This window comes from Jiangella sp. DSM 45060, from assembly GCF_900105175.1.
In the GTDB taxonomy this organism is placed as follows: domain Bacteria; phylum Actinomycetota; class Actinomycetes; order Jiangellales; family Jiangellaceae; genus Jiangella.
The window spans coordinates 6284700-6309244 of sequence record NZ_LT629771.1; the positions used below are offsets into that span (position 1 = coordinate 6284700).

Here is a 24545-nt window from a genome sequence, read left to right on the forward strand (position 1 = left end):
GAGTCGCATAGGGTCTTGACCCGTGCCTGACTTCGACGAAGCGTCGGCCACGCGCCGGGTGTCGCCCGGGCGCCACGACGTCCACATCGACGGGACCTGGTCGGTGGGCGACGTGCCGAACGGCGGTTACCTGCTGGCCCTGGTCCTGCGCGCCGTCCTGGCCGAGTCGGCGCACCCGCACCCCGTGAGCACCAACGCGCACTTCGTGGCCCCGCCCAGCGGCGGCCCGGCCCAGGTGCACGTCGACGTCGTGCGCACCGGGCGGACCATCGAGACGCTGCGGGCCACGCTGGTCCAGGACGACGAAGCGCGGGTCGAGGCCACGGTCACCACCAGCGCGCTGTCGCGTACGTCGCCGGTCGAGTGGGTCGGCCCGCCGCCGGAGCCGGTGGCGCCGGTCGACGAATGCATCCCGGCGGTCGTCGACCTCCCCGACGGCACCCACGTCGGCCTGCTCGAACACGTCGACCTGCGGCTGGACCCCCAGACCCTGGGCTGGTTCTCCGGCCGTCCGGCCGGGCAGCTGTCCATGCGCGGGCACGTCCGGCTGGCCGACGGCAGCCAGCCCGACCCTGTGGTGCTGGCGCTGGCCGTCGACTCCCTGCCGCCGACGGTGTTCGGCCTGGGCCGCCTGGGCTGGGCGCCCACCGTCCAGCTGTCGCTGCTGACCCGCAGCCTGCCGGCGCCGGGCTGGCTGACGGTGCACCTGCGCGGCCGGCTGGTCCGCGACGGCTGGTTCGACGAGGAGGCCGAGGTGTACGACGCCGACGGCGCCCTGGTCGCCCAGTCGCGGCAGCTGGCCCGGATCCGGGTGACCTGAGCCCGTCCATGACGGCCCCCGACGCCCGGCTGCGCCGCGCCCGGTGGGTGGTGCTGCTCTTCGCGCTGGTCGCGACGGTGTCGACGGCGCTCACCGGCGGCCTGATCGGGCTCTTCGGCGAGGACGACGCCCGCGTGGCCGCGCTCGGCGCGCTCGGCGTCGCGCTGTTCTGCACCACCCAGGCCGGTGCGGTGTACGCGGTGCTGACACCGTGGGCGACGGAGACGGCCCGGCACCGGTGGCTGGTCGCGTTCCTGGTCGCCGCGGCGGTGTCGGTGCCGCTGGCCGGCCCGCTCGACGCGGACGACTGGCAGACGTGGGCGTGGCTGGGCGGTCCGCTGGCCGGGTCGGCGCCGCTGCTGATCGGCCGGGTCGCCGGCACGGCGCTGGCCACCGGCGCCCTCGGCGTCTCCGCCCTGGTCGGCTGGTGGACCGGCGGCTCGGTGCCGATGTACGTCGGACTCACGCTGATCAACGCGGTCATGGTGGCGGCGCTGTGCGGCGTGCCGATGTGGCTGTGGGACCTGCTGGTCGAGGCCCGCGAGGGCCGCCTGGCGCAGGCCCGGCTGGCCGCCACCGAGGAGCGGCTGCGGTTCGCCCGCGACGTGCACGACCTGCTCGGGCACACGCTCTCGGTGATCGCGTTGAAGACGGAGCTGGCGGCCCGGCTGGCCACGACCGACGGCGAGCGCGCCGGACGCGAGGCGGAGGAGGCGCGGTCGCTGGCGGCGTCGGCGCTGACCGAGATGCGCCAGGTGGTGCACGGCTACCGCACGGTCGACCTCGACGGCCAACTGGACGCGATCCGGCGGGTGCTGGAGTCCTCCGGGGTCCGCTGCACCGTCACCGGGCCGGAGCGGCCGCTGCCCGAGCCGGTGAGCACCTTGCTGATCCCGGTGCTGCGCGAGGCGAGCACGAATGTCCTGCGACACAGCCGGGCCCGATGGTGCACGATCGACATCGGCCGGGACGGCGAGGAGGTGCGCATGACGGTGGTCAACGACGGCGCGACGGGCGACGGTCCCGACGCGCACAGCTCCGGGCTGCGTGGGCTGGCCGACCGGCTGGCCGAGGCCGGTGGCACGCTGCGCTCCAGCCGGTCCGGCGACGTGTTCACGCTCGCGGTGGCGGTGCGGCCGTGATCCGGGTGCTGCTGGCTGACGACGAGGAGCTGATCCGCACCGCGGTCGCCGCCCTGCTCGGCCTCGAACCCGGCCTCGAGGTGGTCGCGCAGGCGCCGGACGGCCGGGCCGCCGTCGACGCCGCTCTGGCGCACCGTCCCGACGTCGTGGTCGCCGACCTGGAGATGCCGCGGCTGTCCGGCATGGAGGTGGCGGCCGAGCTGGCCACCGCGCTGCCGTCATGCGCCGTCGTCATCCTCACCGGTCACGGGCGGCCGCCGCACCTGCAGCGGGCCCTGACGGCGGGCGCGAAGGGCTTCCTCCCGAAGGGGTCGCCGGGCGGCACGCTGGCCGACGTCATCCGCCGCGTCCACGGCGGCGAACGCTACGTCGACCCCGCCCTGGCCGCCGACGCGCTGACGGCGCCGGTCAACCCCCTGACGCCGCGTGAACTGGAGGTGCTCCGGCTGGCCGGCTACGACACCCCGGTCGCCGTCATCGCCCGGCGCACCCACCTGTCGCCCGGCACCGTCCGCAACTACGTGGCCGCCGCGGTCGCCAAGCTCGGCGCGTCGAGCCGGGCCGAGGCCGTGCGCATCGCCGACGAGAACGGCTGGCTCTGAGGGCATCACGACGCCAGCAGCGCACGGCACGAGGCGCTGGCCGCGCTCAACGGCCGGAGGACGAGGCGCACGAGCGCGAGTGGGTTGTCGTCGCCGGCGATGCGGTTGGCACTGAGCTCGCCGCAGGCCAGGCAGCGGTGGATGAGCATCCACTCGCCGTCGGATCGCGCCGACACCGACAACGCCTCCATGCGGCCCCGGCAGCCGGCGGCCCGGTCGCCCGGGACACGGGCGTCGACGTGCAGGCTGACCAGGCAGTGGGGGCAATGGTTGCGATGCCCGGTCCCCGGCGCGTCGACCGACACGTCCAGGCGGCAGCCGGCGCACCGGAAGTCGCGGGTGAGGTGCTCGTGCAGCACGTCCTTGTGGCGTTGCGGACGCCGGCGTCGAGCCGCCCCGCTGGTGCGGCGCGGCATCTCACAGGCTCCCGAACGCTTCGAGCGGGAACGGCGGCTGGGCGAGCGGACGAACCGCCATGCGCATGAGGACCAGCTGGTTGTCGTCCGCACCGACCGGGTCGGTGGCGAGCTCGTCGCAGCGGACGCAGCGGTGGATGACCATCCAGTCGCCGGTGGGCAGCACGGCGATGGCGATCGGCGTCATCCGTCCGCGACAGTCGGTGGCGTGCCGTGCGTGCAGGCAGGACGGGCAGTGCCCGCGAGGTGTGCCGGCGGGAGTGGCCGCGGACACGGTGAGTCCGCACCACCCGCAGGTGAAGGTGTCCAAGGTGAGTGCTCCTTGCTGAGAGGTCAGGCATGACAGCAAGAGCAGGCCGAAACGGCCTCGACGGCTACGAGGTGCGGCGAGGCGCGCTCGGCGCGGGCCGGGACATCAAGACACCCTCTCAGCGACACGGATCGCAAGGAACGAGAGTCAGCGTAGGGGCGCGTGTGCCCCGGCCGCCACGGATTTTCCGCGCGCCTACCCCAGGACGGTCAGGGTGAGCAGCGCGACGTTGAGGCTGACCACGACGACGGCGACGCCGGCGGCCAGGACGGTCGTGAGGCGCGAGTTGGCCCAGCGGCCCATGACCGACGACTTCGCGGTGACGGCGACCAGCGGGATGATCGCGAACGGGATGCCGAACGACAACACCACCTGCGAGAGCACCAGCAGCCACGTCGGCTCGGCACCGGTGGTCAGGATCAGCACCGCCGGCAGCAGCGTCACCAGCCGCCGGGCCAGCAGCGGGATGCGACGCAGCAGCAGACCCTCCATGATCACGGCGCCGGCGTAGCACCCCACCGACGTCGACGCGAGGCCGGAGACCAGCAGGCCGACCGCGAACAGCGCACCGATCGCCGTCCCCAGGCCGGACTCGACGGCGGCGTGCGCCCCCGCGATGGTGTCGGTGCCGTCGACGCCGCGCAGGGAGGCCGCCGCGACCAGCAGCAGCGCGATGTTCACGCTGCCCGCCACCACCATCGCGAGGCCGACGTCGACCCGGGTGGCCGACAGCAGCCGGCCGACCAGCCCGGGCTCCGGCGTGGCGCCGAACCGGTCGCGGGCCAGAGCCGAGTGCAGGTAGACGACGTGCGGCATGACGGTCGCGCCGAACATGCCGGCCGCCAGCAGCACCGTCTCGGTGCCCTCGAACCGCGGGGCCAGCCCGGACACGATGCCCGATGCCGACGGCGGCTGCACGAACAGCCCGGCCACGAACCCGGCCGCGATGACCAGCAGCGCCGTCGTGACGACCCGCTCGAACGCGCGCTGCCCGCGGCCGTTCTGCACCGTCAGCAGCGCCATCGACGCGACGCCGGTGATCAGGCCGCCGAGCCACAGCGGCAGGCCGAACAGCAGGTTCAGCGCGATGGCGCCACCGACCACCTCGGCGATGTCGGTGGCCATCGCGACCACCTCGGCCTGCAGCCAGTACGCCAGCCGGCCGCCGCGCGGCATGCGGTCGCGCAGCACCTCGGGCAGCGACGACCCGGTGACGACGCCGAGCTTCGCCGACAGGTACTGCACCAGCCCGGCCATCGCGGTGGCCAGCACCAGCACCCACACCAGCAGGTAGCCGTAGCCGGAGCCGGCGGACAGGTTGGTCGCGACGTTGCCGGGATCGACGTAGGCGACCGCCGCCACGAACGCGGGACCGAGCAGGCCCAGTCCCGCGCCGGGCAGCGGCGGCAGTGGCGCGCCGTCGCGGCCCGGCCGTCGGCGGCGCACCCGTACGTACATGAGTCCCTATCCTCCGCTCGCGCGAGCGTCGACCTCGTAGCTGGTGTTGATGGACTCGAAGAAGTTCACCAGTTGCAGCGTGTCGTTGGCAGTCGCCATCCACTTCGCGGGATTGGCGACCTTGTAGTGCGGCTCGAAGCCCAGCTCCTCCAGCCGCCGGTCGGCCAGGTACCTCACGTACTGGTTGATGTACTCGGCGTTCATCCCCAGGATGCCGGTGGGCAGCAGGTCGCGGTTGTACCGCTCCTCCATCTCGACGCCGTCGATGATCATCTGCTCGATCTCGGCGGCGAACTCCGGCGTCTGCAGCTCCGGGTTCTCGTCCAGCACGGTGAGGACGAGGTTGATGCCGAACTTCAGGTGCAGGCTCTCGTCGCGGACGATCCAGTCGATCAGCGACGCGAAGTTGCGCAGCAGGTTCCGCTGCCGGAAGCTCAGCGCCACCATGAACCCGCTGTAGAACCAGATGCCCTCCAGCACGATGTTGTAGGCGACCAGGTTCCGGACGAAGTCCTGCTTGCCCTCGACGGTGGTGACGTCGAGCGTCTGCTCGGTCATCCGCTTGATGTAGCGGACCTCGAACTCCTCCTTCGCCACCATCGACGGGACGGTGAGGTGCGCGGCGTAGGCCTGCTCGCGGTCGATGGGGAACGTCTCGAGGATGTACTCGAAGGCCATGACGTGGTTGGCCTCCTCCCACATCTGCTTGGCGAGGTAGAGGTGCGCCTCGGCAGCGCTGAGGTACGGGTACACGCCGAACGCGAGTGCCTTGTTCACCAGCAGCTCGTTCGGGTTGAAGTAGCTCATGAGGAACGTCAGCGCGTGCCGCTCCTCGTCGGACATCTTCCGGAAGTCGGCCATGTCCTCGCCGAGCTGCACCTCGTGCGGGAACCACGTGTTCGCGACGGCTTGGTTGTACAGCTCGTAGGCCCAGGGGTAGCGGACCGGCTTGAGCAGCAGGCCCTCCTGGATGCCGGTGCCGAGAATGCTCATCGTCGGTTCCCCTTCACTGGCAGGACTCGCACTGCAGGCGTTCCTGCGGATCGACCGGGCACGCGTCCGCCGCCGGCTCCGTCACGACGGGCAGGGCCTGGACCGTTGCGGGCTGGACCGCCGTCCGGGCCGCGCCGAAGCCGCGGCGCTGCCCGCCGGACGAGGCACCGGCGCCGGCCAGCGACTCGGCCTTGTTCACCCGGACGGTGCTCTGCTCGGCCGTGTGCCGCGGCTTGACGTGCAGGTAGTAGGTGGTCTTGACGCCCTTCGACCACGCCGCCGAGTAGATGTCGACCATGTCGTCGATGTCGCGCGTCTCGAGGTACATGTTGCGGCTGATCGCCTGGTCGATCCACTTCTGCGCCCGCGCCGCCACCTCGATGAACGCGTACGGCGAGAGCTGGAACGAGGTCTGGTAGATCGCCTTGAGGCCGGCCGGGACGGCGTCCAGCGCCGACACGTCGCCCTGCGCGCGCAGCAAGTCCTCGCGGACGTCCTCCCACAGCCCACGCTCCTTGAGGTCGGCCACCAGGTTGCGGTTGACCTCCAGGAACTTGCCAGAGCTGGTGGCCCGGCTGAACAGCTGGGAGAACTGCGGGTCCAGCCCCGGCGTGGTGCCGGCGACCAGGCCGATGGACGCCGTCGGGGCGATGGCCATGAGGGTGGCGTTGCGCATGCCGCCGCGGACCTTGGCGCGCAGCACGTCCCAGTCGAGCCGGCTGGACCGCGCCACGGTGATCGGCACGCCGCGCTCCCGCTCGGCGCGGTCGACGGTGTCGATGGGCACCAGGCCGCGGCTCCAGCCGGAGCCGTCGAAGTTGGCGTACGAGCCGCGCTCACGGGCGAGGTCGGCGCTCTCGTCGATGGCGTGGTAGCTGATGAACTCCATCAGCCGGTCGATGAGGTCGTAGGCCTGCTCGCTCTCGTACGACCAGCCCAGCCGCTCGACGACGTCGGTGAAGCCCATGACGCCCAGGCCGACGGCGCGGTTCAGCTCGTTGGACCGCTCGGACTCGGGCACCGACGAGATGGTGATGTCGATGAGGTTGTCGAGCTGTCGGACGGCCAGCCGGACGCTGTCGCGCAGCCGGTCCCACTGCCACCCGTCCGGCCCGAGGTGCGCGGACAGGTTGATCGAGGCGAGGTTGCAGACGGAGACGTTGTCGCGATCCTGCGGCAGCGTGATCTCGGTGCACAGGTTGGACAGGTGGATCGTGCCGGTGTTGTCGTTGAGCGCCCGGTTGTTGATGGTGTCCTTCCACGTCAGCCACGGGTGCGACGTCGTCTGCAGGGCCACCAGGATGGCCCGGAACTGCTCGCGCGCCTTGATGCGGGTGAACGCGCGCAGCTCGCCGGCCTCGGCCGCCGCGACGTACTCGGCGTAGCGCCGGCTGAACGCGGCGCCGTACAGCTCCGGCAGGTCCGGCACATCGAGCGGGTCGAACAGGTACCAGTCGTCGTCGTTGGCGACGCGGATCATGAACTCGTCGGAGATCCAGACCGCCGTGTTGGCGGTGCGGACCCGGCGGTACGGGTCGCCGGCGTTCTGCTTGAGGTCGAGGAACTGCGGGAAGTCGAGGTGCCAGTTCTCGATGTAGAAGGCCAGCGCGCCGAACTTCTTGCCGCCGCGCGACACCGCCCGCAGCGTGGAGTCGATGGTGTGCATGAACGGGATCGGGCCGGTCGAGACGGTGTTGTTGCTGCGGATCGGCGAGCCCTCGGCGCGCAGCTTCGTCACCGACAGCCCGATGCCGCCGGTCCCCTTGGTCAGCCACATGACGTCGCGCACGCTCTTGGCGATGTGCTCGATGTCGTCCTGCATCTCCATGACGAAGCAGTTGGACAGCTGCGAGTACGCCGTACCGGCGTTGACCAGCGTCGATCCGGCCGCCAGGTAGTCGAGTCGGGACATCTTCGTGTAGAACCCGATGGCCGCGGACGTGGGGTCGGCCTCGTTCAGCGACAGCCCCATCGCGACCCGCATCCAGAAGAACTGCGGCACCTCGAGCCGGTGGCCGTCGCGGTCGTTGATCATGTACCGGTTGCTCATGGTGACCACGCCGATGTAGCGCAGCAGGTCGTCGCGCGCCGGGTCCAGCGCCGCGGCCAGCCGGTCGAGGTCGAAGTGGGTCGCGAGCCGATCGTCGAGGAGCCCGGCGGCCACGCCCTCCGCCACGTAGCCGGGGAACCTCCGCCGGTGCAGCTCGGCCAGTTGGCCGGCGGACTCGTAGTCGCCGAGGACCCGCTTGTACACCGTCTTCAGCAGCACCCGCGCCGCGACGGTGTCGAACGCGGGATCGTCGCGGACGTTCTGCAGGGCCACCTGGACGACGGCTTCGTCGAGCTGCTGGCTGGTGATGCCGTCGAACAGGGTGATCTCGAGTTCGGACCGCAGCTGGGTGACCCGGGCGACCTGGTTGTCCAGGCCCACGCTGGCGGCCTCGATGGCCCGGGCGATCTTGTAGCCGTCGTACGGCTCGACCGACCCGTCGCGCTTGACGACGTTGACGCTCATGCTCTCTCCTCGCGAGCTCGGCTGGCTCGGTCCACGGGCTCGGAGGCCGGGGTCAGGAGAGATGCGTCGCCGGCACCGCGCCGGGCGCGCCGGTGGCGCGGGCGCGGCGGTGAGTACGTCGCCGTATCGTCCCCTGGCCCCTCCCTCGGGAGCCGCGGACCACCGCACGCGTGTGGCGTGCGGTGCGCTGGCAGGTCTTCGGACTCACGGGCGCGGAGGGCCACCTGGCGGGTGGTGCTCCTTCTACTGGCCGTCGCTTCCCAGGCCTCTTCGCGGAGGCCCAGTGCTTCGTTGACGGCGGTCGTTCCCGTTCACCGCTGCGGGGCAGTCCCGGACTCACACCGGGTTCCCTGTTGCCCCCGCCGATCTGGCTGACCGGCGGAACCAGCTGCAACAGCCACACTATCTGGTACTTACACAGATGCAAGTCACCTACATCTAGTGTCTCGCCTGCCGGTCGCCCACATCGGGACAGATGCCGCGACGACGCTGTCCCGATCCTGCAGCGACATGGCCGAAACTCGCTGTCGCTGCTGCCCGGCGATCCGTCACAATGGGCGCGGTCAGCACTGTTCGAAGGAGACGCTCATGACGCAGGCCACGGCCCGGCCGGCGATGATCTGGACCGCGCTCGTCGTGGTCTACGTGGTCTGGGGGTCGACATACCTCGGCATCCGGGTCGTGGTCGAGGCCGGCATCCCGCCGTTCCTCGGCATGGGCCTGCGCTTCCTGTCCGCCGGGATCCTGATGCTCGGCTACCTGTGGCTGCGGCACGGCCGGGCCGGGATCCGCATCAGCGGCCGCGAACTGCGCGGAGCCGCCGTCATGGGGCTGCTGCTGCTCGTGCTCGGCAACGCCATGGTGGCCGTCGCCGAGCAGACGGTCCCCAGCGGCCTGGCCGCGCTCGTCGTCGGGGCGATCTCGCTGTGGTTCGTGCTGCTGCAGGTCGCCGGTGGTCAGCGGCCGCCCTGGCTCACCTGGGTGGGCGTCCTGGTCGGCCTGGCCGGCGTCGCGGTCATCTGCCTGCCGCGCGGCGGCATCGAGGGCGTCGAGGCGTGGGGCATCGGCGTCCTGCTGTTCGGCACCATCTCGTGGGCGTTCGGGTCCTACCTCTCCCCCCGGCTGGGGCTGCCGCGCAACGCACTGGTGGCGTCGGGCTACGAGATGCTGGCCGGCGGCGTCATGCTGACGATCGTGTCGGCGGCGACCGGAGAGTTCGGCGACCTGCACGCCTCGGCGGTGCCGGCGAAGGGCTGGCTGGCGCTGGCCTACCTCGTCCTCATGGGGTCGCTGCTCGCGTTCTCGGCCTACGGGTACCTGCTGGCGAACGCACCGCTGTCGCTGATCGGCACCTATGCCTACGTCAACCCGGTGGTCGCCGTGATCCTCGGCTGGCTGATCCTCTCCGAGCCGGTGACGTCGATCGTGCTGGTCGGCGGCGCCCTGGTGGTCGGCGGCGTCGTCCTGGTCGTCAACGGCGAGCGCACGTCGGCCAAGGCGCCGCCCGCCGAGCGCGACCCCGATCTCGCCCCCGACGAGGCGCTGACCCGCTGACACCGCGGAGCGGGGCGCGGGCGGACCATGCGGCGAAAACCGCCCCCGGACACGGTGAAGGCGTGAGCGACGAGGTGCCGCTCACGCCTTCAGGACGTGCGACTGTGCGTCAGGTGCCGGCCAGCTCGCTCACCGCGGTGCCCGACTGCTCGTCCTCGACCAGGCTGGCCCCGGCGTAGGGCACGACCCGCACCGAGCGCAGCGCGCTGTCGTAGGCGCTCATCGCCTCGTTGACGCGGCCGAGGTCGCGGTAGAGGTCGGCCAGCTCGCGCCAGGCCGCTGCGGCGACCCGGGAGGCGCCCATGGACTCGAGCATGGACGCCGCCAGCGCGGCCTCGCGGATGCTCTCGTCGAGCTCGCCCTGCGCCCGCAGGATGCGAGCCAGCGTGAGCCGGGCGATGGCACCGCCGACCCGCGGCTGGTCGCCGAGCTCGCGCAGCGACGCCTCGACCGACTCGCGGGCTTCGTCGAGCCGAGCCAGCTGCAGCAGCGTCTGCGCCCGGCGGCTGTAGAAGTTGGCGATGTCGGTGGCGCTGCCGTAGCGCTTGATGTTCTCCTCGACGCCGTCGAGGATCTCGAGCGACCGCTCGGCCTGCGGCTCGCTGCCGTGCAGCAGCAGGCCGGCGTGCGCCACCCGGAGGCGGGCGAGGTTGCGGACGTCGTCGCCCTCGCCGAACATCGCCAGGGCGCGGTCGACCAGGTTCAGCGCCAGCGCCAGCTCGCCGCGCGACTCCGCGACCAGCGAGGCGTTCCAGTACGCCGCGCCGCGGGTGTGCGGCGTGCCGATGCGGTCGGCGGCGGACACCAGCTCGGCCGCCAGCGCCTTGGACCGGACCACGTCGCCGCGGCCGGAGTAGGCGCCGAGGATGGTGCAGCCCAGGCGGATGTACTCGTCGGTGCTCTCGAGCCCGAGATCGAAGGCCGCGCGCCGGGCCTCTTCGCCGATCTGGATGGCCATGTCGAAGTCGCCGGCGCGGTCGTAGCACCGGGTGAGCGCGATGGCGACGTCGAGCCAGGACTGGACCGCCGGCGTCTGGCGGGCTTCGTCGGCCAGCTCGCTGAGGATGTCGATGGCGCCCTCGAGGTCGCCCGTGCGCTCGCGTGCCAGCGCCCGGCCCAGACGGGCGGCGCGGCTCTGCTCGTCGTTCAGACCGGGGTCGCCGACCAGCGTGGTGAACTGCTCGTACGCCTCGTCGGCCCGGCCTTCGCGCAGCGCCATCTCGGCGCGGCCGAGGGCGAGGCGGGCCTTGGTGCGGACGGAGGCGTCGACGCCGTCGCGCAGGTACTCGACGTCGATGCGCAGCCGCTCGGCGATGTGGGCGAGCGCGGAGGACGCCGGCTGGCGGCGGCCGCTCTCGACGAGCGAGACGTAACTGGGGGACAGCATGCCCTCGGCGATCTCTGCCTGAGAGAGGCCGAGCTCCAACCGGCGGGATCGGATACGCTGCCCGACGGGCGTCGGAAGCGGCGCCTCGTCCACTGTTGCTGGCTGGTCTTCTGTCATGACAGTATTGGACTACAGTCAGTCACATTTTGCCAGTCCAAATGCCGACTTTAGGAGTTCGATCTAGATGGGGCGTGCCAAGCGAGTTCTGGTCGCGGTAGTCGCATCGTTCGCACTCATGTTCACGGTGTCGTCGCCGGCCGTCGCTGCGCTGGCCCCGGCAGGCAGCCCCGGAGAATTCTGCTGCTGATGCGGTAGCCACAGACCGCACGGACGGCGTCCGGCGTCTCGCCCCCCGAACGCAGGACGCCGTCCGTGCTTGTTCGCCCTGCAAACAGGGATATGCGTCCTTTGGAAAGCGTTAGCCTGCCCGCCATTCGGCGGCCAGTCGGATCAGCCTGTCATTGGCCTCGCGCTCGGCGATCGTGACCCGGCAGCCGTCGCCGGCGAATGGGCGTACGACCAGCCCTTCGTCCTCGCAGAAGCGGGCGAAGTCGAGCGTCCGCTCACCCAGCGCCAGCCACACGAAGTTCGCCTCGGTGTGAGGAATCTCCCATCCCTGCGCCGTCAGCGCGTCGTACACCCGGGTGCGCTCGCCGACCAGCGCCTCGACCCGCTCGAGCAGCTCGGCCTCGCGGGCCAGCGACTCGACGGCGGCCCGCTGGGCGATGCCGGACACGCCGAACGGCACCGCGGTCTTGCGCAGCGCGTCGGCGACGTCGTCGTGGGCGATGGCGAACCCGACGCGCAGCCCGGCCAGGCCGTAGGCCTTCGAGAACGTGCGCAGCACGCACACGTTGCGGTGCTGGCGGTAGAACTCCATGCCGTCGGCGGCGGCGGGGTCGCGGACGAACTCGCGGTACGCCTCGTCGACCACCACCATGACGTCCTCGGGCACCCGGCGCAGGAACGCGGCCAGCTCGTCGCGCCCGACCACCGGCCCGGTCGGGTTGTTCGGCGTGCACACGAGCACCAGGCGGGTGCGGTCGGTGATGGCGTCGGCCATGGCGTCGAGGTCGTGCCGCGCGCCCGCGGCCAGCGGCACCTCGATCGCCGTGGCGCCGGAGATGCCGACCACGATGGGGTACGCCTCGAACGACCGCCACGCGTAGACCACGTCGTCGCCCTCGGCGGCCGTGGCCTGGATGATCTGCTGCAGCACGCCGACGCTGCCGGTGCCGGTGGCGACGTGCTCGGGCGGCACGCCGAAGCGGTCGGCCAGCGCGGCCACCAGCTCGGTGGCGAACAGGTCCGGGTAGCGGTTCAGCGAGCCGGCCGTGGCCGTGACGGCCTCGAGGACGCCGGGCAGCGGCGGATAGGGATTCTCGTTCGAGGAGATCTTGAACGCCGGCGCCGCGCCCGCGGCCGGTGCGGCCGGCCGGCCCGGCTTGTAGGACGGCAGACCGTCGAGAGCCTTGCGAATGCGCACCATGTCCGCACGATAGCCGCTCCCGCGGACGGCTCCGGATGTGTACGCTCGGCAGCCGTGACGTCCTTCATCATCCGCCTGCTCGTCAACGGTTTCGCCCTGTGGGTGGCGACCCGGATCGTCGACGGCGTGACCATCAGCTCTGACAGCACGTCAAACGAGATCCTGACCTTGCTTGTCGTGGCCCTCATCTTCGGTCTGGTCAACGCGTTCATCAAACCAGTGGTCCAGTTGTTGTCTCTACCACTGCTGATCTTGACCCTCGGTCTCTTCACGTTGATCGTCAACGCGCTGATGTTCGAGCTGACCTCGTGGATCGCCGACGTCCTCGACGTGCCCTTCCACGTCGACGACTTCTTCTGGTCGGCCGTGCTCGGCGCGCTGGTGGTCTCGTTCGTCAGCTGGATCCTGAATCTGTTGTTGCCGAACTGACGAACGGCTACCCGCGGTCGTCCATCCGTCGTCGCGGCGTGGACCTTAACGCCTACTTGATACGACCCTTCTTCCGCTGGGCCGATGTTTGACGTACCTTTGGCCTAGCATCCTCTGCACGACGGATAGGCGCCCGTTTCTGCCGGCGCCACGGGGGTTCGTTGTGCCCTGAACTCAGTGTGGGCATGGTGAACAGATGACGATCGGCTACGGCCCCGTCGGTTCGGTCTTGACCGAGCAACCTCCTTCGGGCCATCAGCGCGCCCGGCACCCGGAGCGCGGCACGTCCGCGTCGCGTCCGGTGCCTCTCGCGGTCACGACTCCACCGGGATACCCGGAACCCGACTCCAACCGGCACGCGCTGGTGGGCTCGATGGTCTACGAGGTCGTCTACGACGATCCGCACGGCAACCCCATGCTCGCCTTCGCCGACGGCCAGTGGTTCGACGTCACGTCCTTCGCGCCGCGGCCGGTCTCCGTCCGCCACGCGCTGCGCCGCGACCCCGCCTGGTCCGGCGCGGTCGTGCAGACGATCTGCCTGTGGATGCGCAGCAACCCCAACCACGAGCGGTCCTTCGATCTGGCCACCGAGCTCGCGTTGGCCGTCGGGGAGCTCGCGCGCCAGCGCCGCTGAGGCGCCTGTGTCCGTGACGGATCCCAGTACCCCATACCGCGTCTGCGTCGTCTGCGCCGGCAACATCTGCCGGTCGCCCATCGCCGAGTTCGTGCTGCGCCACCGCCTCGAACAGGCCGGCCTCGGCGACCTCGTCACCGTCGACTCCGCCGGCACCGGCGGCTGGCATGCCGGCCAGCAGGCCGACCCACGCGCCCTCGCCGCGCTGCACCACCACGGCTACGACGGCAGCGCCCACCGGGCGCGCCAGTTCCGCCGCGAGTGGTTCGCCGACGTCGACCTCGTGCTGGCCCTCGACCGCGAGAACTTCGCCGACCTCAGCACGCTGGCCCGCGACGACGACACCCGCGCCAAGGTGCAGCTGCTGCGCAGCTACGACCCCGACGCCCTGGCCGGCGACGACACCGATGTGCCCGACCCCTACTACGGCGACGACGCCGCGTTCGACCACGTCCTGCTGATGATCGAGCGGGCCGCCGACGGCTTCGTCGCCGCGGTGCGCGACGAGATCGAGATGGACGCACCGGGTGGTGAGCCCAGTCGACAGTGAGCATCTGCACACGCTGCTGGGCACCGCCGTCGAATCGTTCACCCCGGTCGGCGGCGGTTCCATCTGCGAAGCCCGGCGGGCCCGGCTCGGCGACGGCCGCACGGTCTTCGTCAAGACCCGAGCCGGCGCGCCACCGGGGTTCTTCCCGGCCGAGGCGCGCGGGCTGACGCGGCTGGCGGCGGCCCAGGGCGGCGTCCCCGTCCCGCGGGTGCTCGCCCACGACGAGCACTGCCTCGTCCTCGAATGGGTCACGACGGGCGTCCCGTCGGCGGCGGCCGCGGAACGGTTCGGCCGTGCGCTTGCCGCCACGCACCGGCACGGCGCCGACGTGTTCGGCTCGGCCGACGGCCCCGGCTGGATCGGCAGCCTCGACCTCCCGCACGGGCCTTGGAAGCGCTGGCCGGACCTGTGGGCGTACGGACGGCTGGAGCCGTACCTGCGCACGGCCCGCAAGGCCGGCGCCGTCGATCGGCGCACCGTCGCCGACGTCGAGAAGGTCATCGCCGATCTCCCCCGGCTGGCCGGACCGGACGAGCCGCCGGCGCTGGTTCACGGCGACCTCTGGGCCGGCAACGTGCTGTGGACCGAGACCGGCGCGTACCTCGTCGACCCCGCCGCGCACGGCGGTCATCGCGAGACCGACCTCGCCATGCTGACGCTGTTCGGCCTGCCGCACCTCGACCGTGTGCTCGCCGCCTACGACGAGGCCTGGCCGCTGGCCGCGGGCTGGCGCGACCGGCTGCCGCTGCACCAGCTGCACCCCGTGCTCGTGCACGCCGTGCTGTTCGGCGGGTCCTACGGCGCCCAGGCCGGCCGGCTGGCCCGGCAGGCGCTGCGGGCCGGCTGATCCGGGTTCGCCGGGCTTGCCCCTCCTCCTCTGGTCGGACACGCACGTTCCGCAGCGCGAATGAGCTGGCAGCGGCCGACGACCCGGTAGGTTCGCAGCGACCGACCAACGATCGGGAGATCATGATCACGGCCCAGGGGTTGTACAAACGTTACGGCGCGAAGACCGCCGTCGATCATCTGTCGTTCGAGGTGCGGCCCGGCATGGTGACGGGCTTCCTCGGACCCAACGGCGCGGGCAAGTCCACCACCATGCGCCTCATGCTCGACCTCGACAACGGCGGCGGCGAGACGCTGTTCGACGGGCGGAAGTTCGGCACCATCGCGCACCCGATGCGCGAGATCGGCGCCGTGCTCGAGTCCAAGGCGTTCCACCCGACCCGCACCGCCCGCAACCACCTGCGCATGCTGGCGGCGGGCAGCGGCATCGCGTTCCACCGGGTCGACGAAGTGCTCGAGTTCGTCGGCCTCACCGAGGTGAAGAACAAGAAGCCGAAGAACTTCTCCCTCGGCATGGCGCAGCGGCTGGGCCTGGCGCAGGCGCTGCTCGGCGACCCCCAGACGCTCATCCTCGACGAGCCCGCCAACGGCCTCGACCCCAGCGGCATCCACTGGCTGCGCACCGTGCTCAAGTCGCTGGCCGACCAGGGCCGGACCATCTTCGTCTCCAGCCACCTGCTGTCCGAGATGGCGCTGATGGCCGACCAGCTGGTCGTCATCGGCCGCGGGAAGATGATCTACAACGGCGACGTCGACGGCTTCGTCCGCGACTTCACCCAGTCCAGCGTGCTGGTGCGCAGCCCGCAGGCGGCCCAGCTCGCCGATCTCCTCCGCCGCGTCGACGGCGTCACCGTCGACGACGTGCCCGCGACCGCCCGGCCGGCGAGCGACGACCCTGCCGGGGTGGCGGCGGCCGCCGCCGCGGGGCCGGCGCCCTCGCCGGCGCTGCGGGTGTCGGGCATCGAGACCGCCGCCGTGGGCGAGCTGGCCTTCCAGAACACCATCCTGCTGCACGAGCTGACGACCCAGACGGCGTCGCTCGAGACCGCGTTCATCACCGCCACCGGCGCGTCCGAGGAGTACGTCGCACACGACCTCGGGCCGGCAGGTAGCGCGCCCGGCGCCGCGGAGGTCCCCGCGGCCGGCCCGCCCGCCGCGCCACCCGTCCCGCCGTCCCAGCCAGGCGACACCACCTCCGGAGGTGCCGCATGAGCAGCGCCCTGCGCTTCGAGTGGGTGCGGCTTCGCACCCTGCGCTCGACCTACTGGCTGAGCGGCATCGGCGTCCTCATCACCGCCGGCGTGGCGTTCATCATCGCCTACGCCACCCGCAACGACCCGCTCGACGACGACATCACCGCCCAGGTGCTCACCGGCGGCGCCGAGTTCGCCACCTTCATCCCGGTGTTCATGTCGATCATCGGGGTCTTCTCCACCGGCCACGAGTACCGCCACGGCACCATCCAGCCGACGCTCACGGCCATCCCGCAACGGTCCCGGCTGCTGCTGGCGAAGATCATCATGGTCAGCATCTGGTCGGCGGTGGTGGTCGCGGTGTCGCTGGTCGTCAACCTCGGCCTCGGGCTGATCTTCTGGGGCGAGCTGCCGTCCTTCGGCAGCCCGATCGACCAGGTCATCCCCGGCTACTTCGTGCTGGTCATCCTCTACGCCATCTGCGGTCTGGCGCTGGCCCAGCTGTTCCGCGGCGTGCCCAGCGCCATCGTGGTGCTGCTGGTGACGCCGCTGCTGGTCGAGGGCCTGATCTCCGGGCTGTCGCTGGTGCCGGCGCTGGACTGGCTGCAGCCGGCGCTGAAGTTCCTGCCGTTCTCGGCCGGGGCCCGGCTGCTGGCCACCAGCCCGTACGAGGCCAACGGCGGACCGGAGTTCGACTACCTGAGCCGCTGGGAGTCCGGCGGGGTGTTCGCGGCGTTCGTCGCGATCATCCTGGCCATCGCCTGGTACCTGTTCAAGAAGCGCGACGCGTGACGGCCGGCTGCGCCCGGATCAGGACGCGGTGAAGTCGGCGGAGATCCTCGCCGACACCTCGATCCGTTCCGGGCGCAGCGACACCGTGGGACCGCCGTGGTCGGCCGACGCGCGGTGGCCGAACTGCACCACACTGGCACCCTCCAGACCCAGCTGATCGTGCGGCCGGAGGCCGGGCTCGTACACGGCGTCGACACTGGACACGTCCAGGCCGAGCGCGGCGGCGTAGGTGGCCGCCCGCTCCTGCGCGTCGCGCACGGCCTCGGCCCGCACCTCGCGCTCGATCTCGCGGCGGTGGTCGTCGGTCAGCTCCCAGTCGACGCCGTCGACCACCACGCCGTCGACGGCGCCGGCGTCGGTGACCCAGGTCGACAGCGCGGCGAAGTCGGAGAACCGGACCGCCACCCCGGCGGCGGCCACCTGGAACGTCTCGGCGACGTCGGAGTCGCGGCGGTAGCGCTGCACCGTCGACACGTACACCTGGTCGGCCGACCACCGCGTGGCCGCGCCCGCCGTGACGTACCGCTCGGCGTCGGCGGCCAGCCGCGCGTGCAGGTCGGCGACGAACGGGACGACGTCGGCCGAGCGGCGCGCCTCACGGGTGGCGCGCAGGCGGACGGTGCCGCGCTCGGCCGGCACCAGGCGGTGCGCCGTGCCGGCGACGGTGATGGTGACCATCTCAGACCGTGACCTCTCCGTGTGCGGTGCGGAACCGCACCGAGCGCACGCCCGGGCCGCCGTTCGACGGCAGCCAGCGCACGTCGACGTCGTCGAGCGGGTGGTCCTCGGGCTCGCCCAGCCATGCCGTGACGAAGTGCGGGTCGCCGGCGATGTCGAGGCTGAGCAGCTCGACGTCGTGGCCGCCCTTCGACGGGTGCTCGGCGGCGTCGGACTCCCAGTGCACGAAGAACGGCAGCTGCGGGTCGTTCATCAGGCCCATGACGCCGATCTGGCGCCAAACGAGGTCGTAGCCGTCGGGGCGCACCCGGTGGCCGTCGACGGCGGGCCGGCCCAGCCGCTCCTCGATCGGCGCGAGGTCGTCGACCGCGACGACCCAGCCGAGCCAGCCGCCGCCGGCCTCGGACCGCGCCTTGACCGCCTGGCCGAACGGCACCTTGTCGACGACGGGGTGGTCGAGCGCCGCCACCACCTCGAGATAGTGCCCGCCGGCCAGCGGCAACACCCGGTTGCGGGTGCCGAAGCGCGGATGCAGGCCGCCGTCGACGAGGTCGACGCCCAGCTCACCGGCCAGCCGCTGCGCGGTGGCGTCGAGTCCGTCAGGTCCGGCCGCGTACGAGACGTGATCGAGGCGCATCCGTGCATCGTGGCAGTCACCGGACCGGTTTGGCGAGCCGACGCCCTCCGGGCGGCCCGCCGGGTGCGTTAACGTTGCAGATCGGTGATCATTGCGAATCGGGGAAGATCGGTACGAAGGGTCGCCGGCACGAGTAGACATGATCATGCAGCATCTGTGGCATCGATCCAGCGCACCTGGAGGCGACTGCGCGTGAGCATCGAGATCACCAGGACCGCCCGCAGCTACGCCGCCTACCTGGACGGACTCCGGGTCGGCGAACTCACCTACACCCGCCGCGACGACGAGATCGTGGCGTTGCACACCGTGGTCGAGGAGGCCGCCGAGGGCAAGGGCGTCGGCGGCGCGCTGGCCCGGGCCCTGCTCGACGACGCCCGGGAGGGCGACCTAAAGGTCGTGCCGCAATGCCCGTTCGTGGCCGGCTACCTCGACAAGCATCCCGAGTACGCCGACCTGCGAGCCGGTTAGCCGAGCGCCGCTCGCAACCGCCGGGCGGCGGCCTCCGGGTCGTCCGCGGCGGTGATGGCGCGGACGACCACCACCCGGCGGGCGCCCGCGTCGACCACCTCGGCGACACTGCGCTCGTCGATGCCGCCGATGGCGAACCACGGCGTGGCCGGCGCCGTGGCGGCCACGGCTCGGACGGTCTCGACGCCGACGGCCGGGCGGCCCTGCTTGGTGGGCGTCGGCCAGACCGGGCCGACGCAGAAGTAGTCGACGTCGGGGTCGGCCTCGGCCACCGCCGCCTGCTCGGCGGAGTGCGTCGACCGGCCCAGCAGCACGTCCGGCCCGAGCAGCCGCCGGCTCGCCGCGACCGGGAGGTCCTCCTGGCCGGTGTGCAGGATCGCCGCCCCGGCCAGCTCGGCGAGGTCGGCGCGGTCGTTGACGGCGACCAGCGCGCCGTGCTCGGCCGCGACGCGCGCCACCAGCGGCTGCAGCTCCAGCTCGGCGCGCGCGTCGAGCGACTTGTCGCGCAGCTGGATGACGTCGACGCCGCCCGACAGCGCCGCGTGCAGGAACGATTCGAGGTCGCCGCGGTCGCGCCGGGCATCGGTGCACAGGTAGAGCCGGGCGTCGGCCAGCCGCTGTCTCGGGTCGGGGGTCACAGCCGGAGTCTGTCACGGGCGAGGTACGGTGAAAGAGCACGGGAGCCCTGACGGCAGGGCTGAGAGGGCCAGCGGGCCGACCGTCGAACCTGAACTGGGTCATGCCAGCGGAGGGAGCATCGTGAGTGTCGACGTCGCCGTGGTCGGCTGCGGCATCATCGGCGCCGCCGTCGCGTGGCGGCTGTCGCGGCTCGGCCTGACGGTCGCGTGCCTCGACCCCGCGCCCGGCGACGGTGCCACCCACGCGGCCGCGGGCATGCTGGCCGACGTCACCGAGGCCGACTTCGGCGAGGACCACCTGACGGCGCTGAACGTGGCGTCCGCGCGGGCGTGGCCGGAGTTCGCCGCCGAGCTGTCCGACGCCACCGGCGCCGATCTCGCGTTCCGGCGCACCGGCACGCTGACGGTCGCCTACGACTCCGGCGACCGGCAGCAGCTGCGCCGGCTGCTGACGCTGCGTCGTGGCCTCGGGCTGCCGGTCGAGGAGATCGCCGTCGACGACGCCCGGCGCATGGAGCCGCTGCTCGGACCGCGGCTGGCCGGCGCCACGTGGACGGCCGACGAGCACCAGGTCGACCCGCGCCGGGTGCACGCGGCGCTGCTGGCCGTCCTCGCCGACCGGGGCGTGGCGGTCGTCCGCCGCCGGGTCACCGAGCTGAGCCTGACGCCGTCGGGCGAGGTCGGCGGCGTGGTCGACGACCGCGGCACGCGGCACCGGGCCGGGTCCGTCGTGCTGGCGGCCGGCTGGGCCAGCCGTGAGCTGGCCCGCGCGCTGCCCGGCCTCGCCGGCGTGCCGACCCGCCCGGTCAAGGGGCAGATCCTGCGGCTCGACGCGTCGGGGCAGCCGGGGTTCACGCTCGGCCGGGTGGTCCGCGGCTTCGTGCAGGCGCGCGCCGTCTACCTGGTGCCGCGGCCCGGCGGCGAGGTCGTCGTCGGCGCCACCAGCGAGGAGCAGCCCGACGACCGCCAGGTCACCGCGGGCGGGACGTTCGCCGTCCTGCGCGACGCGCGGGCGCTGGTGCCCGGCATCGACGAGTTGCCGCTGACGGAGCTGACCGCGCGGGCCCGTCCGGGCAGCCCCGACAACCTCCCGCTGATCGGCGATTCCGGCATACCGGGCCTGCTGCTGGCGACCGGCCACTACCGCAACGGCATCCTGCTCGCGCCGCTCACCGCGTCGGCGCTCGCGGCTCGATACGGTGCGGGAACGGTGCCCGAGTGGGCCGCGGCGGCGGATCCGCGCCGGTTCGCCGCGACTGTGACGGGAGGACCCACATGACCACGGTGGTGACGATCAACGGTGACGTCGTCGCGTTCGACTCCGACGCGACGCTGGGCGACGTCGTGCTGCGCACCATGACCAAGCCCGACGGCACGTTCAGCGACCGCGGCATCGCCGTCGCCGTCAACCAGATCGTCGTGCCGCGTGCCGACTGGGCCGCCACGCCGCTGCAGCCCGACGACAAGATCGAGATCATCACCGCCGTCCAAGGAGGCTGACATGTCCGCCGACCCCCTCGTCATCGCCGGGGTGCCGCTGTCGTCGCGCCTGATCATGGGCACGGGCGGCGCGCCCAGCCTGCTCGGGCTCGAGGCGGCGCTACTGGAGTCGGGCACCGAACTGACGACGGTGGCGCTGCGCCGCGTGCAGGCGAACGGCGAGGGGTCGGTCTGGGAGCTGCTACAGCGCAACGGCATCCGCGTGCTGCCCAACACCGCCGGCTGCTTCTCCGCCGCCGAGGCGGTGCTGACGGCGAAGCTGGGTCGCGAGGCGTGCGAGACCGACTGGGTGAAGCTGGAGGTCATCGCCGACGACGTCACGCTGCTGCCCGACCCGGTCGAGCTGGTGGCGGCGGCCCGGCAGCTGGTCGACGACGGCTTCACCGTGCTGCCGTACACCAACGACGACCCGATCCTGGCCCGCAAGCTGGCCGACGCCGGCTGCGCCGCGGTCATGCCGCTGGGCGCGCCCATCGGCACCGGCCTGGGCATCCTCAACCCGCGCAACATCGCCGCGATCGTCGCCGACGCGTCCGTGCCGGTCATCCTCGACGCCGGCATCGGCACCGCGTCCGAGGCGGCCCAGGCCATGGAGCTGGGCTGCGACGGCGTCCTGCTCGCCACCGCGGTCACCCGCGCCGCCGACCCCGTCCGCATGGCCCGTGCCATGCGGCTGGCGGTCGAGGCCGGTCGCGACGCCGCGCTGGCCGGACGCATCCCGCGGCGCGAGGACGCGCTGGCATCGTCGCCGGTCGACGGCCGGGCCAACCTGGATCTGGCGATGTGACCGTCCCGGGTGCCGGCGTCCGGCTGTCGCCGGTTGATCGTTCCTGGCACGATTCGTCCTCATGGGTCTGATCGACGTCCTCCTGCTCGACCTCGACGGCGTGGTGCGCCACTACGATCCGGCGGCGACGGAGGCGATCGAGAAGAGATCCGGGCTGCCGCCGGGCAAGCTGTACGAGACGGCGTTCGAGCCGCGGCTGCTGCAGTCGGTCGTCACCGGCGGCATCACCCGCGCGCAGTGGGTCGACCGCGTCGCCGCCACCATCGGCCCGGTCGCCGCCACCGCGTGGTCGACGCAGCGCCCGTCCGTCGACCGTCAGGTGCTCGGCATCGTGCGCAAGCTGCGGGTCGCGGGCCTGCGGGTCTGCCTGCTCACCAACGGCACCGACCGCGTCGGCGCCGAACTCGCCGAGCTGCGCATCGCCGACGACTTCGACCAGGTGTTCAACTCGGCCGAGATCGGCGTGGCCAAGCCGGACCTGCGGATCTTCATGCACGTGCTGCGGGTGCTGGGCGTCGATCGGTCGTCCGTGTTGTTCCTCGACGACGCCGCGCCGAACGTGCGCGGCGCGGCGGCCGTGGGCATGCGGGCCCACCTGTTCACGTCGGCGAGCGACCTCACCGACGCCTGCAAGACCTACCGGCTGCTCTGACCCGCCGCGAGCAGGCCGTGCGCGTACCCGATCGCCTCCGGCGTCGTCGCGAACACCCGGCCCTGGTCGCGTAGCCGGGAGATGACGCCCAGCCGGTCCAGCGGCCGGGCGTGGCCGCCGCGCAGGCCCGACACCAGCACGACGGCGTGCCGGCGCTCCAGCCGTTCGATCGCGTCCTTGAGCACCAGCGCGCCAGTGGCGTCGATCGTCGTCACCCGCGACATCCGCAGGATCACCACCCGCACGTCGGCGACCTCGGACAGTTCCAGCAGGAAGCGGTGCGCGGCGGCGAAGAACAGCGGCCCGTCCAACCGGTACGCGACGACGTGCGACATCAGCAGCGCCCGCTCCTCCTCACCGTGGTCGTCCGGGATGTCGTCGTGCAGCGGGACCTCGTCGAGGCGGACGTTGCGGGCGACGGCGCGCAGGGCGAGCGCGCCGGCCACGACCAGGCCGAGGATGACCGCCTGAACGAGGTCCAGCGCCAGCGTGGCGACCGCGGTCAGCACCAGCACGACGGCGTCGGCGCGGGTCGCGTGCAGCATCGCCCGCACCGAGCCGACCTCGACCATGCGCACCGCCGTCGCCAGCAGCACCCCGGCGAGGGCGGCCAGCGGGATCCGTCCGACCACCGACGCGGCCACGAACACGACGAGTGCCAGCAGCACCGCGTGCGAGAGCGCCGCCAGCCGCGACGCCGCGCCGGAGCGCACGTTGACCGCCGTCCGGGCGATGGCCGCCGTCGCCGGGACGCCGCCGAACAGCGGCGCCGCGACGTTGGCCAGGCCCTGGCCGAACAGCTCCTTGTCCGGGTCGTGCCGCTGGCCGACGCTCATGCCGTCGGCGACGGTGGCCGACAGCAGCGACTCCAGCGCGGCCAGCGCCGCCACCGCGACGGCCGGGGCGAGCAGGCCGGGCAGCATCGCGGGATCGGCGAAGCCCAGCGACGGCGCCGGCAGCCCGGACGGCAGCGCGCCGATGCGCGCGACGTCGAACGAGGCCAGTTCGGCGACCGCGGTGGCGGCCACGACGGCGAGCAGCGAGAACGGGACGGACGGCCGCCAGCGCGCGCCGGCCAGCATGAGCGCCGCGACGCCGAGGGCCAGGCCGGCGGCGACCCAGTCGGGCGCGGCGGCGAAGTCGCGCACCGCCTCGACGGCCACCAGGACGACGCGGTCGCCGTCCGGCACCGGCACCCCGAGCGCGGCCGGCACCTGCTGCAGCGCGATGACCGCCGCGATGCCGATGGTGAACCCCTCGACCACCGGCGCCGGCACGTAGGCCATGTACCGTCCGGCCCGCGCGATGGCCAGCGCCACGAGCAGCAGCCCGGCCAGCAGGCCCACCATCAACACGCCGTCGGCGCCGTGCTGGTGCACGATCGGCACCAGCACCACCGTCATCGCGCCCGTCGGCCCGGAGACCTGCAGGTTCGAGCCGCCGCACAGCGCCGCGACCGCCCCGGCGACCACCGCCGTCGCGATGCCGGCGGCCGCGCCCAGCCCGGACGAGATGCCGAACCCGAGCGCGAGCGGCAGCGCCACGATCGCGACGGTGGCGCCGGCCAGCAGGTCGCGCCGGGGCTGACGGCGCATGCTGGTGAGGTCCGCGCGGGTGGGCAGGACCGACCGCAGCCGGGACCACGCCCGGCTCATCGGGCGGCGGCGGCTTCCTCTTCCAGCTCCTGCAGGAGCTCGCGCTGCCCGGCCAGCAGCTCGGTGAGGATGCGGCGGGCCGCACGCAGCAGGTCGGCGACGTCCGGCCCGGCCATGGCGTACACGACGGTGGAGCCCTCGCGGGTGGACGTGACGATGCCCGAGCGGCGCAGCACCGCCAGCTGCTGCGACAGGTTCGACGGCTCGACGTCGAGCTCGTCGAGCAGCTCGCGCACCGGCACGGGGCCGTCCTGGAGCAGCTCGAGGACCCGGATGCGGACGGGGTGGCCGAGCATGCGGAAGAACTCCGCCTTGGCGTGGTGCAGCGGGACCGGCATGAAGTACATCATCTGCGCAATTGAAGAATTCTTCAAATCGTGATGTGAGTTCCCGGGCGCTT

27 protein-coding genes and 2 riboswitches are annotated in these 24545 nt (G+C 72.4%); of the genes, 15 read left to right on the forward strand and 12 right to left on the reverse strand.

What is annotated here, in order from left to right:
• Positions 1–22: 22 nt before the first annotated feature.
• The 3 genes from BLU82_RS28260 to BLU82_RS28270 are packed head-to-tail and all read left to right on the forward strand — an operon-like array spanning position 23 to position 2564.
• Complete coding sequence (locus BLU82_RS28260) at positions 23–820, forward strand: thioesterase family protein (RefSeq protein WP_092624239.1); 798 nt, start codon at positions 23–25, stop codon at positions 818–820.
• An 8-nt stretch (positions 821–828) separates the two neighbouring features.
• Complete coding sequence (locus BLU82_RS28265; protein WP_092624240.1) at positions 829–1962, forward strand: sensor histidine kinase; 1134 nt, start codon at positions 829–831, stop codon at positions 1960–1962.
• Positions 1959–2564 (forward strand): DNA-binding response regulator, encoded by a 606-nt coding sequence (locus tag BLU82_RS28270; protein ID WP_092624241.1) that lies wholly within the window; start codon positions 1959–1961, stop codon positions 2562–2564. Before BLU82_RS28265 ends, BLU82_RS28270 begins: the two co-directional genes overlap by 4 nt.
• A 5-nt stretch (positions 2565–2569) precedes the next feature.
• Here the strand turns inward: BLU82_RS28270 and BLU82_RS28275 are convergent, their stop codons facing one another.
• The 5 genes from BLU82_RS28275 to BLU82_RS28295 all read right to left on the reverse strand — a co-directional run bounded on the left by BLU82_RS28275 (position 2570) and on the right by BLU82_RS28295 (position 8256).
• Complete coding sequence (locus tag BLU82_RS28275; protein WP_092624242.1) at positions 2570–2980, reverse strand: RNHCP domain-containing protein; 411 nt, start codon at positions 2978–2980, stop codon at positions 2570–2572.
• A gap of 1 nt (position 2981) precedes the next feature.
• Entirely contained in the window at positions 2982–3329 is a 348-nt protein-coding gene (locus tag BLU82_RS28280; protein ID WP_092624243.1) for an RNHCP domain-containing protein, read from the reverse strand.
• 156 nt (positions 3330–3485) lie between these two features.
• Complete coding sequence (locus BLU82_RS28285) at positions 3486–4748, reverse strand: Nramp family divalent metal transporter (RefSeq protein WP_092624244.1); 1263 nt, start codon at positions 4746–4748, stop codon at positions 3486–3488.
• 6 nt (positions 4749–4754) lie between these two features.
• Positions 4755–5741, reverse strand: coding sequence for a ribonucleotide-diphosphate reductase subunit beta (locus tag BLU82_RS28290; protein ID WP_092624245.1), 987 nt, complete (start codon positions 5739–5741; stop codon positions 4755–4757).
• Between the two features lie 13 nt (positions 5742–5754).
• Complete coding sequence (locus BLU82_RS28295; protein ID WP_092624246.1) at positions 5755–8256, reverse strand: ribonucleoside-diphosphate reductase subunit alpha; 2502 nt, start codon at positions 8254–8256, stop codon at positions 5755–5757.
• 171 nt (positions 8257–8427) lie between these two features.
• Positions 8428–8660: riboswitch (cobalamin riboswitch) on the reverse strand.
• A gap of 184 nt (positions 8661–8844) precedes the next feature.
• Here BLU82_RS28295 and BLU82_RS28300 point away from each other — a divergent pair.
• On the forward strand, positions 8845–9810 hold the full coding sequence (locus tag BLU82_RS28300; RefSeq protein WP_197682529.1) for an EamA family transporter: 966 nt from the start codon (positions 8845–8847) through the stop codon (positions 9808–9810).
• A 109-nt stretch (positions 9811–9919) separates the two neighbouring features.
• Here the strand turns inward: BLU82_RS28300 and BLU82_RS28305 are convergent, their stop codons facing one another.
• Together BLU82_RS28305 and BLU82_RS28310 are read right to left on the reverse strand one after the other, a co-directional pair.
• Positions 9920–11314, reverse strand: a complete 1395-nt coding sequence (locus tag BLU82_RS28305) for a tetratricopeptide repeat protein (protein WP_092624247.1) — start codon at positions 11312–11314, stop codon at positions 9920–9922.
• Between the two features lie 301 nt (positions 11315–11615).
• Positions 11616–12686 (reverse strand): pyridoxal phosphate-dependent aminotransferase, encoded by a 1071-nt coding sequence (locus BLU82_RS28310; RefSeq protein ID WP_092624248.1) that lies wholly within the window; start codon positions 12684–12686, stop codon positions 11616–11618.
• 54 nt (positions 12687–12740) lie between these two features.
• Here BLU82_RS28310 and BLU82_RS28315 point away from each other — a divergent pair, with 54 nt between their 5' ends.
• The 6 genes from BLU82_RS28315 (at position 12741) to BLU82_RS28340 (ending at position 17130) form a co-directional block, all read left to right on the forward strand.
• Complete coding sequence (locus tag BLU82_RS28315; protein WP_092624249.1) at positions 12741–13115, forward strand: phage holin family protein; 375 nt, start codon at positions 12741–12743, stop codon at positions 13113–13115.
• Positions 13116–13488: 373 nt separating this feature from the next.
• A complete protein-coding gene (locus BLU82_RS34465; RefSeq protein ID WP_157741305.1) occupies positions 13489–13749 on the forward strand; it encodes a hypothetical protein in 261 nt (86 codons plus the stop codon).
• 7 nt (positions 13750–13756) lie between these two features.
• Positions 13757–14299, forward strand: a complete 543-nt coding sequence (locus BLU82_RS28325) for a low molecular weight protein-tyrosine-phosphatase (RefSeq protein ID WP_370246232.1) — start codon at positions 13757–13759, stop codon at positions 14297–14299.
• Complete coding sequence (locus tag BLU82_RS28330; protein ID WP_197682530.1) at positions 14280–15146, forward strand: fructosamine kinase family protein; 867 nt, start codon at positions 14280–14282, stop codon at positions 15144–15146. The genes BLU82_RS28325 and BLU82_RS28330 overlap by 20 nt, the downstream gene beginning before the upstream one ends.
• Positions 15147–15268: 122 nt before the next feature.
• A complete protein-coding gene (locus BLU82_RS28335; RefSeq protein WP_092624251.1) occupies positions 15269–16357 on the forward strand; it encodes an ATP-binding cassette domain-containing protein in 1089 nt (362 codons plus the stop codon).
• Positions 16354–17130 (forward strand): ABC transporter permease, encoded by a 777-nt coding sequence (locus tag BLU82_RS28340; protein WP_092624252.1) that lies wholly within the window; start codon positions 16354–16356, stop codon positions 17128–17130. The genes BLU82_RS28335 and BLU82_RS28340 overlap by 4 nt, the downstream gene beginning before the upstream one ends.
• 18 nt (positions 17131–17148) lie before the next feature.
• Here the strand turns inward: BLU82_RS28340 and BLU82_RS28345 are convergent, their stop codons facing one another.
• Both BLU82_RS28345 and BLU82_RS28350 read right to left on the reverse strand, forming a co-directional pair.
• Positions 17149–17808 (reverse strand): SIMPL domain-containing protein, encoded by a 660-nt coding sequence (locus tag BLU82_RS28345; RefSeq protein ID WP_092624253.1) that lies wholly within the window; start codon positions 17806–17808, stop codon positions 17149–17151.
• A gap of 1 nt (position 17809) precedes the next feature.
• The gene (locus BLU82_RS28350; RefSeq protein WP_092624254.1) at positions 17810–18445 is read right to left on the reverse strand and encodes a VOC family protein; all 636 of its coding nucleotides are present in this window, start codon (positions 18443–18445) and stop codon (positions 17810–17812) included.
• A gap of 192 nt (positions 18446–18637) precedes the next feature.
• Between BLU82_RS28350 and BLU82_RS28355 the strand changes: the two genes are divergently transcribed.
• Complete coding sequence (locus tag BLU82_RS28355; RefSeq protein ID WP_172885718.1) at positions 18638–18913, forward strand: GNAT family N-acetyltransferase; 276 nt, start codon at positions 18638–18640, stop codon at positions 18911–18913.
• Here the strand turns inward: BLU82_RS28355 and thiE are convergent.
• Positions 18910–19551, reverse strand: coding sequence for a thiamine phosphate synthase (gene thiE, locus BLU82_RS28360; protein ID WP_197682531.1), 642 nt, complete (start codon positions 19549–19551; stop codon positions 18910–18912). The genes BLU82_RS28355 and thiE overlap by 4 nt on opposite strands.
• A 28-nt stretch (positions 19552–19579) precedes the next feature.
• Positions 19580–19684: riboswitch (TPP riboswitch) on the forward strand.
• Between thiE and thiO the strand changes: the two genes are divergently transcribed.
• From thiO to BLU82_RS28380, 4 genes are all read left to right on the forward strand, one after another.
• On the forward strand, positions 19673–20830 hold the full coding sequence (gene thiO / locus BLU82_RS28365) for a glycine oxidase ThiO (RefSeq protein ID WP_092626415.1): 1158 nt from the start codon (positions 19673–19675) through the stop codon (positions 20828–20830). (Overlaps the previous riboswitch by 12 nt.)
• Positions 20827–21051 (forward strand): sulfur carrier protein ThiS, encoded by a 225-nt coding sequence (gene thiS, locus BLU82_RS28370; RefSeq protein WP_053206484.1) that lies wholly within the window; start codon positions 20827–20829, stop codon positions 21049–21051. The genes thiO and thiS overlap by 4 nt, the downstream gene beginning before the upstream one ends.
• A 1-nt stretch (position 21052) precedes the next feature.
• Positions 21053–21838: a thiazole synthase gene (locus BLU82_RS28375; RefSeq protein ID WP_092624255.1), complete on the forward strand. Its 786-nt coding sequence runs from the start codon at positions 21053–21055 to the stop codon at positions 21836–21838.
• Between the two features lie 61 nt (positions 21839–21899).
• Complete coding sequence (locus BLU82_RS28380; RefSeq protein ID WP_092624256.1) at positions 21900–22490, forward strand: HAD-IA family hydrolase; 591 nt, start codon at positions 21900–21902, stop codon at positions 22488–22490.
• Here the strand turns inward: BLU82_RS28380 and BLU82_RS28385 are convergent.
• Together BLU82_RS28385 and BLU82_RS28390 are read right to left on the reverse strand one after the other, a co-directional pair.
• Entirely contained in the window at positions 22475–24145 is a 1671-nt protein-coding gene (locus BLU82_RS28385) for a SulP family inorganic anion transporter (RefSeq protein WP_092624257.1), read from the reverse strand. The two genes, BLU82_RS28380 and BLU82_RS28385, sit on opposite strands and share 16 nt — an antisense overlap.
• Entirely contained in the window at positions 24142–24483 is a 342-nt protein-coding gene (locus tag BLU82_RS28390; RefSeq protein ID WP_069109597.1) for a helix-turn-helix transcriptional regulator, read from the reverse strand. Before BLU82_RS28390 ends, BLU82_RS28385 begins: the two co-directional genes overlap by 4 nt.
• Positions 24484–24545: the final 62 nt, after the last annotated feature.

What these genes read in the sequence shown, in the direction of transcription:
- BLU82_RS28265 (WP_092624240.1), top strand. Translation starts at nt 829, where the DNA reads ATGACGGCCCCCGACGCCCGGCTGCGCCGCGCCCGGTGGGTGGTGCTG.
- BLU82_RS28275 (WP_092624242.1), bottom strand. Translation starts at nt 2,980, where the DNA reads ATGCCGCGCCGCACCAGCGGGGCGGCTCGACGCCGGCGTCCGCAACGC.
- BLU82_RS28285 (WP_092624244.1), bottom strand. Translation starts at nt 4,748, where the DNA reads ATGTACGTACGGGTGCGCCGCCGACGGCCGGGCCGCGACGGCGCGCCA.
- BLU82_RS28290 (WP_092624245.1), bottom strand. Translation starts at nt 5,741, where the DNA reads ATGAGCATTCTCGGCACCGGCATCCAGGAGGGCCTGCTGCTCAAGCCG.
- BLU82_RS28295 (WP_092624246.1), bottom strand. Translation starts at nt 8,256, where the DNA reads ATGAGCGTCAACGTCGTCAAGCGCGACGGGTCGGTCGAGCCGTACGAC.
- BLU82_RS28300 (WP_197682529.1), top strand. Translation starts at nt 8,845, where the DNA reads ATGACGCAGGCCACGGCCCGGCCGGCGATGATCTGGACCGCGCTCGTC.
- BLU82_RS28305 (WP_092624247.1), bottom strand. Translation starts at nt 11,314, where the DNA reads ATGACAGAAGACCAGCCAGCAACAGTGGACGAGGCGCCGCTTCCGACG.
- BLU82_RS28310 (WP_092624248.1), bottom strand. Translation starts at nt 12,686, where the DNA reads ATGGTGCGCATTCGCAAGGCTCTCGACGGTCTGCCGTCCTACAAGCCG.
- BLU82_RS34465 (WP_157741305.1), top strand. Translation starts at nt 13,489, where the DNA reads ATGGTCTACGAGGTCGTCTACGACGATCCGCACGGCAACCCCATGCTC.
- BLU82_RS28335 (WP_092624251.1), top strand. Translation starts at nt 15,269, where the DNA reads ATGATCACGGCCCAGGGGTTGTACAAACGTTACGGCGCGAAGACCGCC.
- BLU82_RS28340 (WP_092624252.1), top strand. Translation starts at nt 16,354, where the DNA reads ATGAGCAGCGCCCTGCGCTTCGAGTGGGTGCGGCTTCGCACCCTGCGC.
- BLU82_RS28345 (WP_092624253.1), bottom strand. Translation starts at nt 17,808, where the DNA reads ATGGTCACCATCACCGTCGCCGGCACGGCGCACCGCCTGGTGCCGGCC.
- BLU82_RS28350 (WP_092624254.1), bottom strand. Translation starts at nt 18,445, where the DNA reads ATGCGCCTCGATCACGTCTCGTACGCGGCCGGACCTGACGGACTCGAC.
- thiS (WP_053206484.1), top strand. Translation starts at nt 20,827, where the DNA reads ATGACCACGGTGGTGACGATCAACGGTGACGTCGTCGCGTTCGACTCC.
- BLU82_RS28375 (WP_092624255.1), top strand. Translation starts at nt 21,053, where the DNA reads ATGTCCGCCGACCCCCTCGTCATCGCCGGGGTGCCGCTGTCGTCGCGC.
- BLU82_RS28380 (WP_092624256.1), top strand. Translation starts at nt 21,900, where the DNA reads ATGGGTCTGATCGACGTCCTCCTGCTCGACCTCGACGGCGTGGTGCGC.
- BLU82_RS28385 (WP_092624257.1), bottom strand. Translation starts at nt 24,145, where the DNA reads ATGAGCCGGGCGTGGTCCCGGCTGCGGTCGGTCCTGCCCACCCGCGCG.
- BLU82_RS28390 (WP_069109597.1), bottom strand. Translation starts at nt 24,483, where the DNA reads ATGCCGGTCCCGCTGCACCACGCCAAGGCGGAGTTCTTCCGCATGCTC.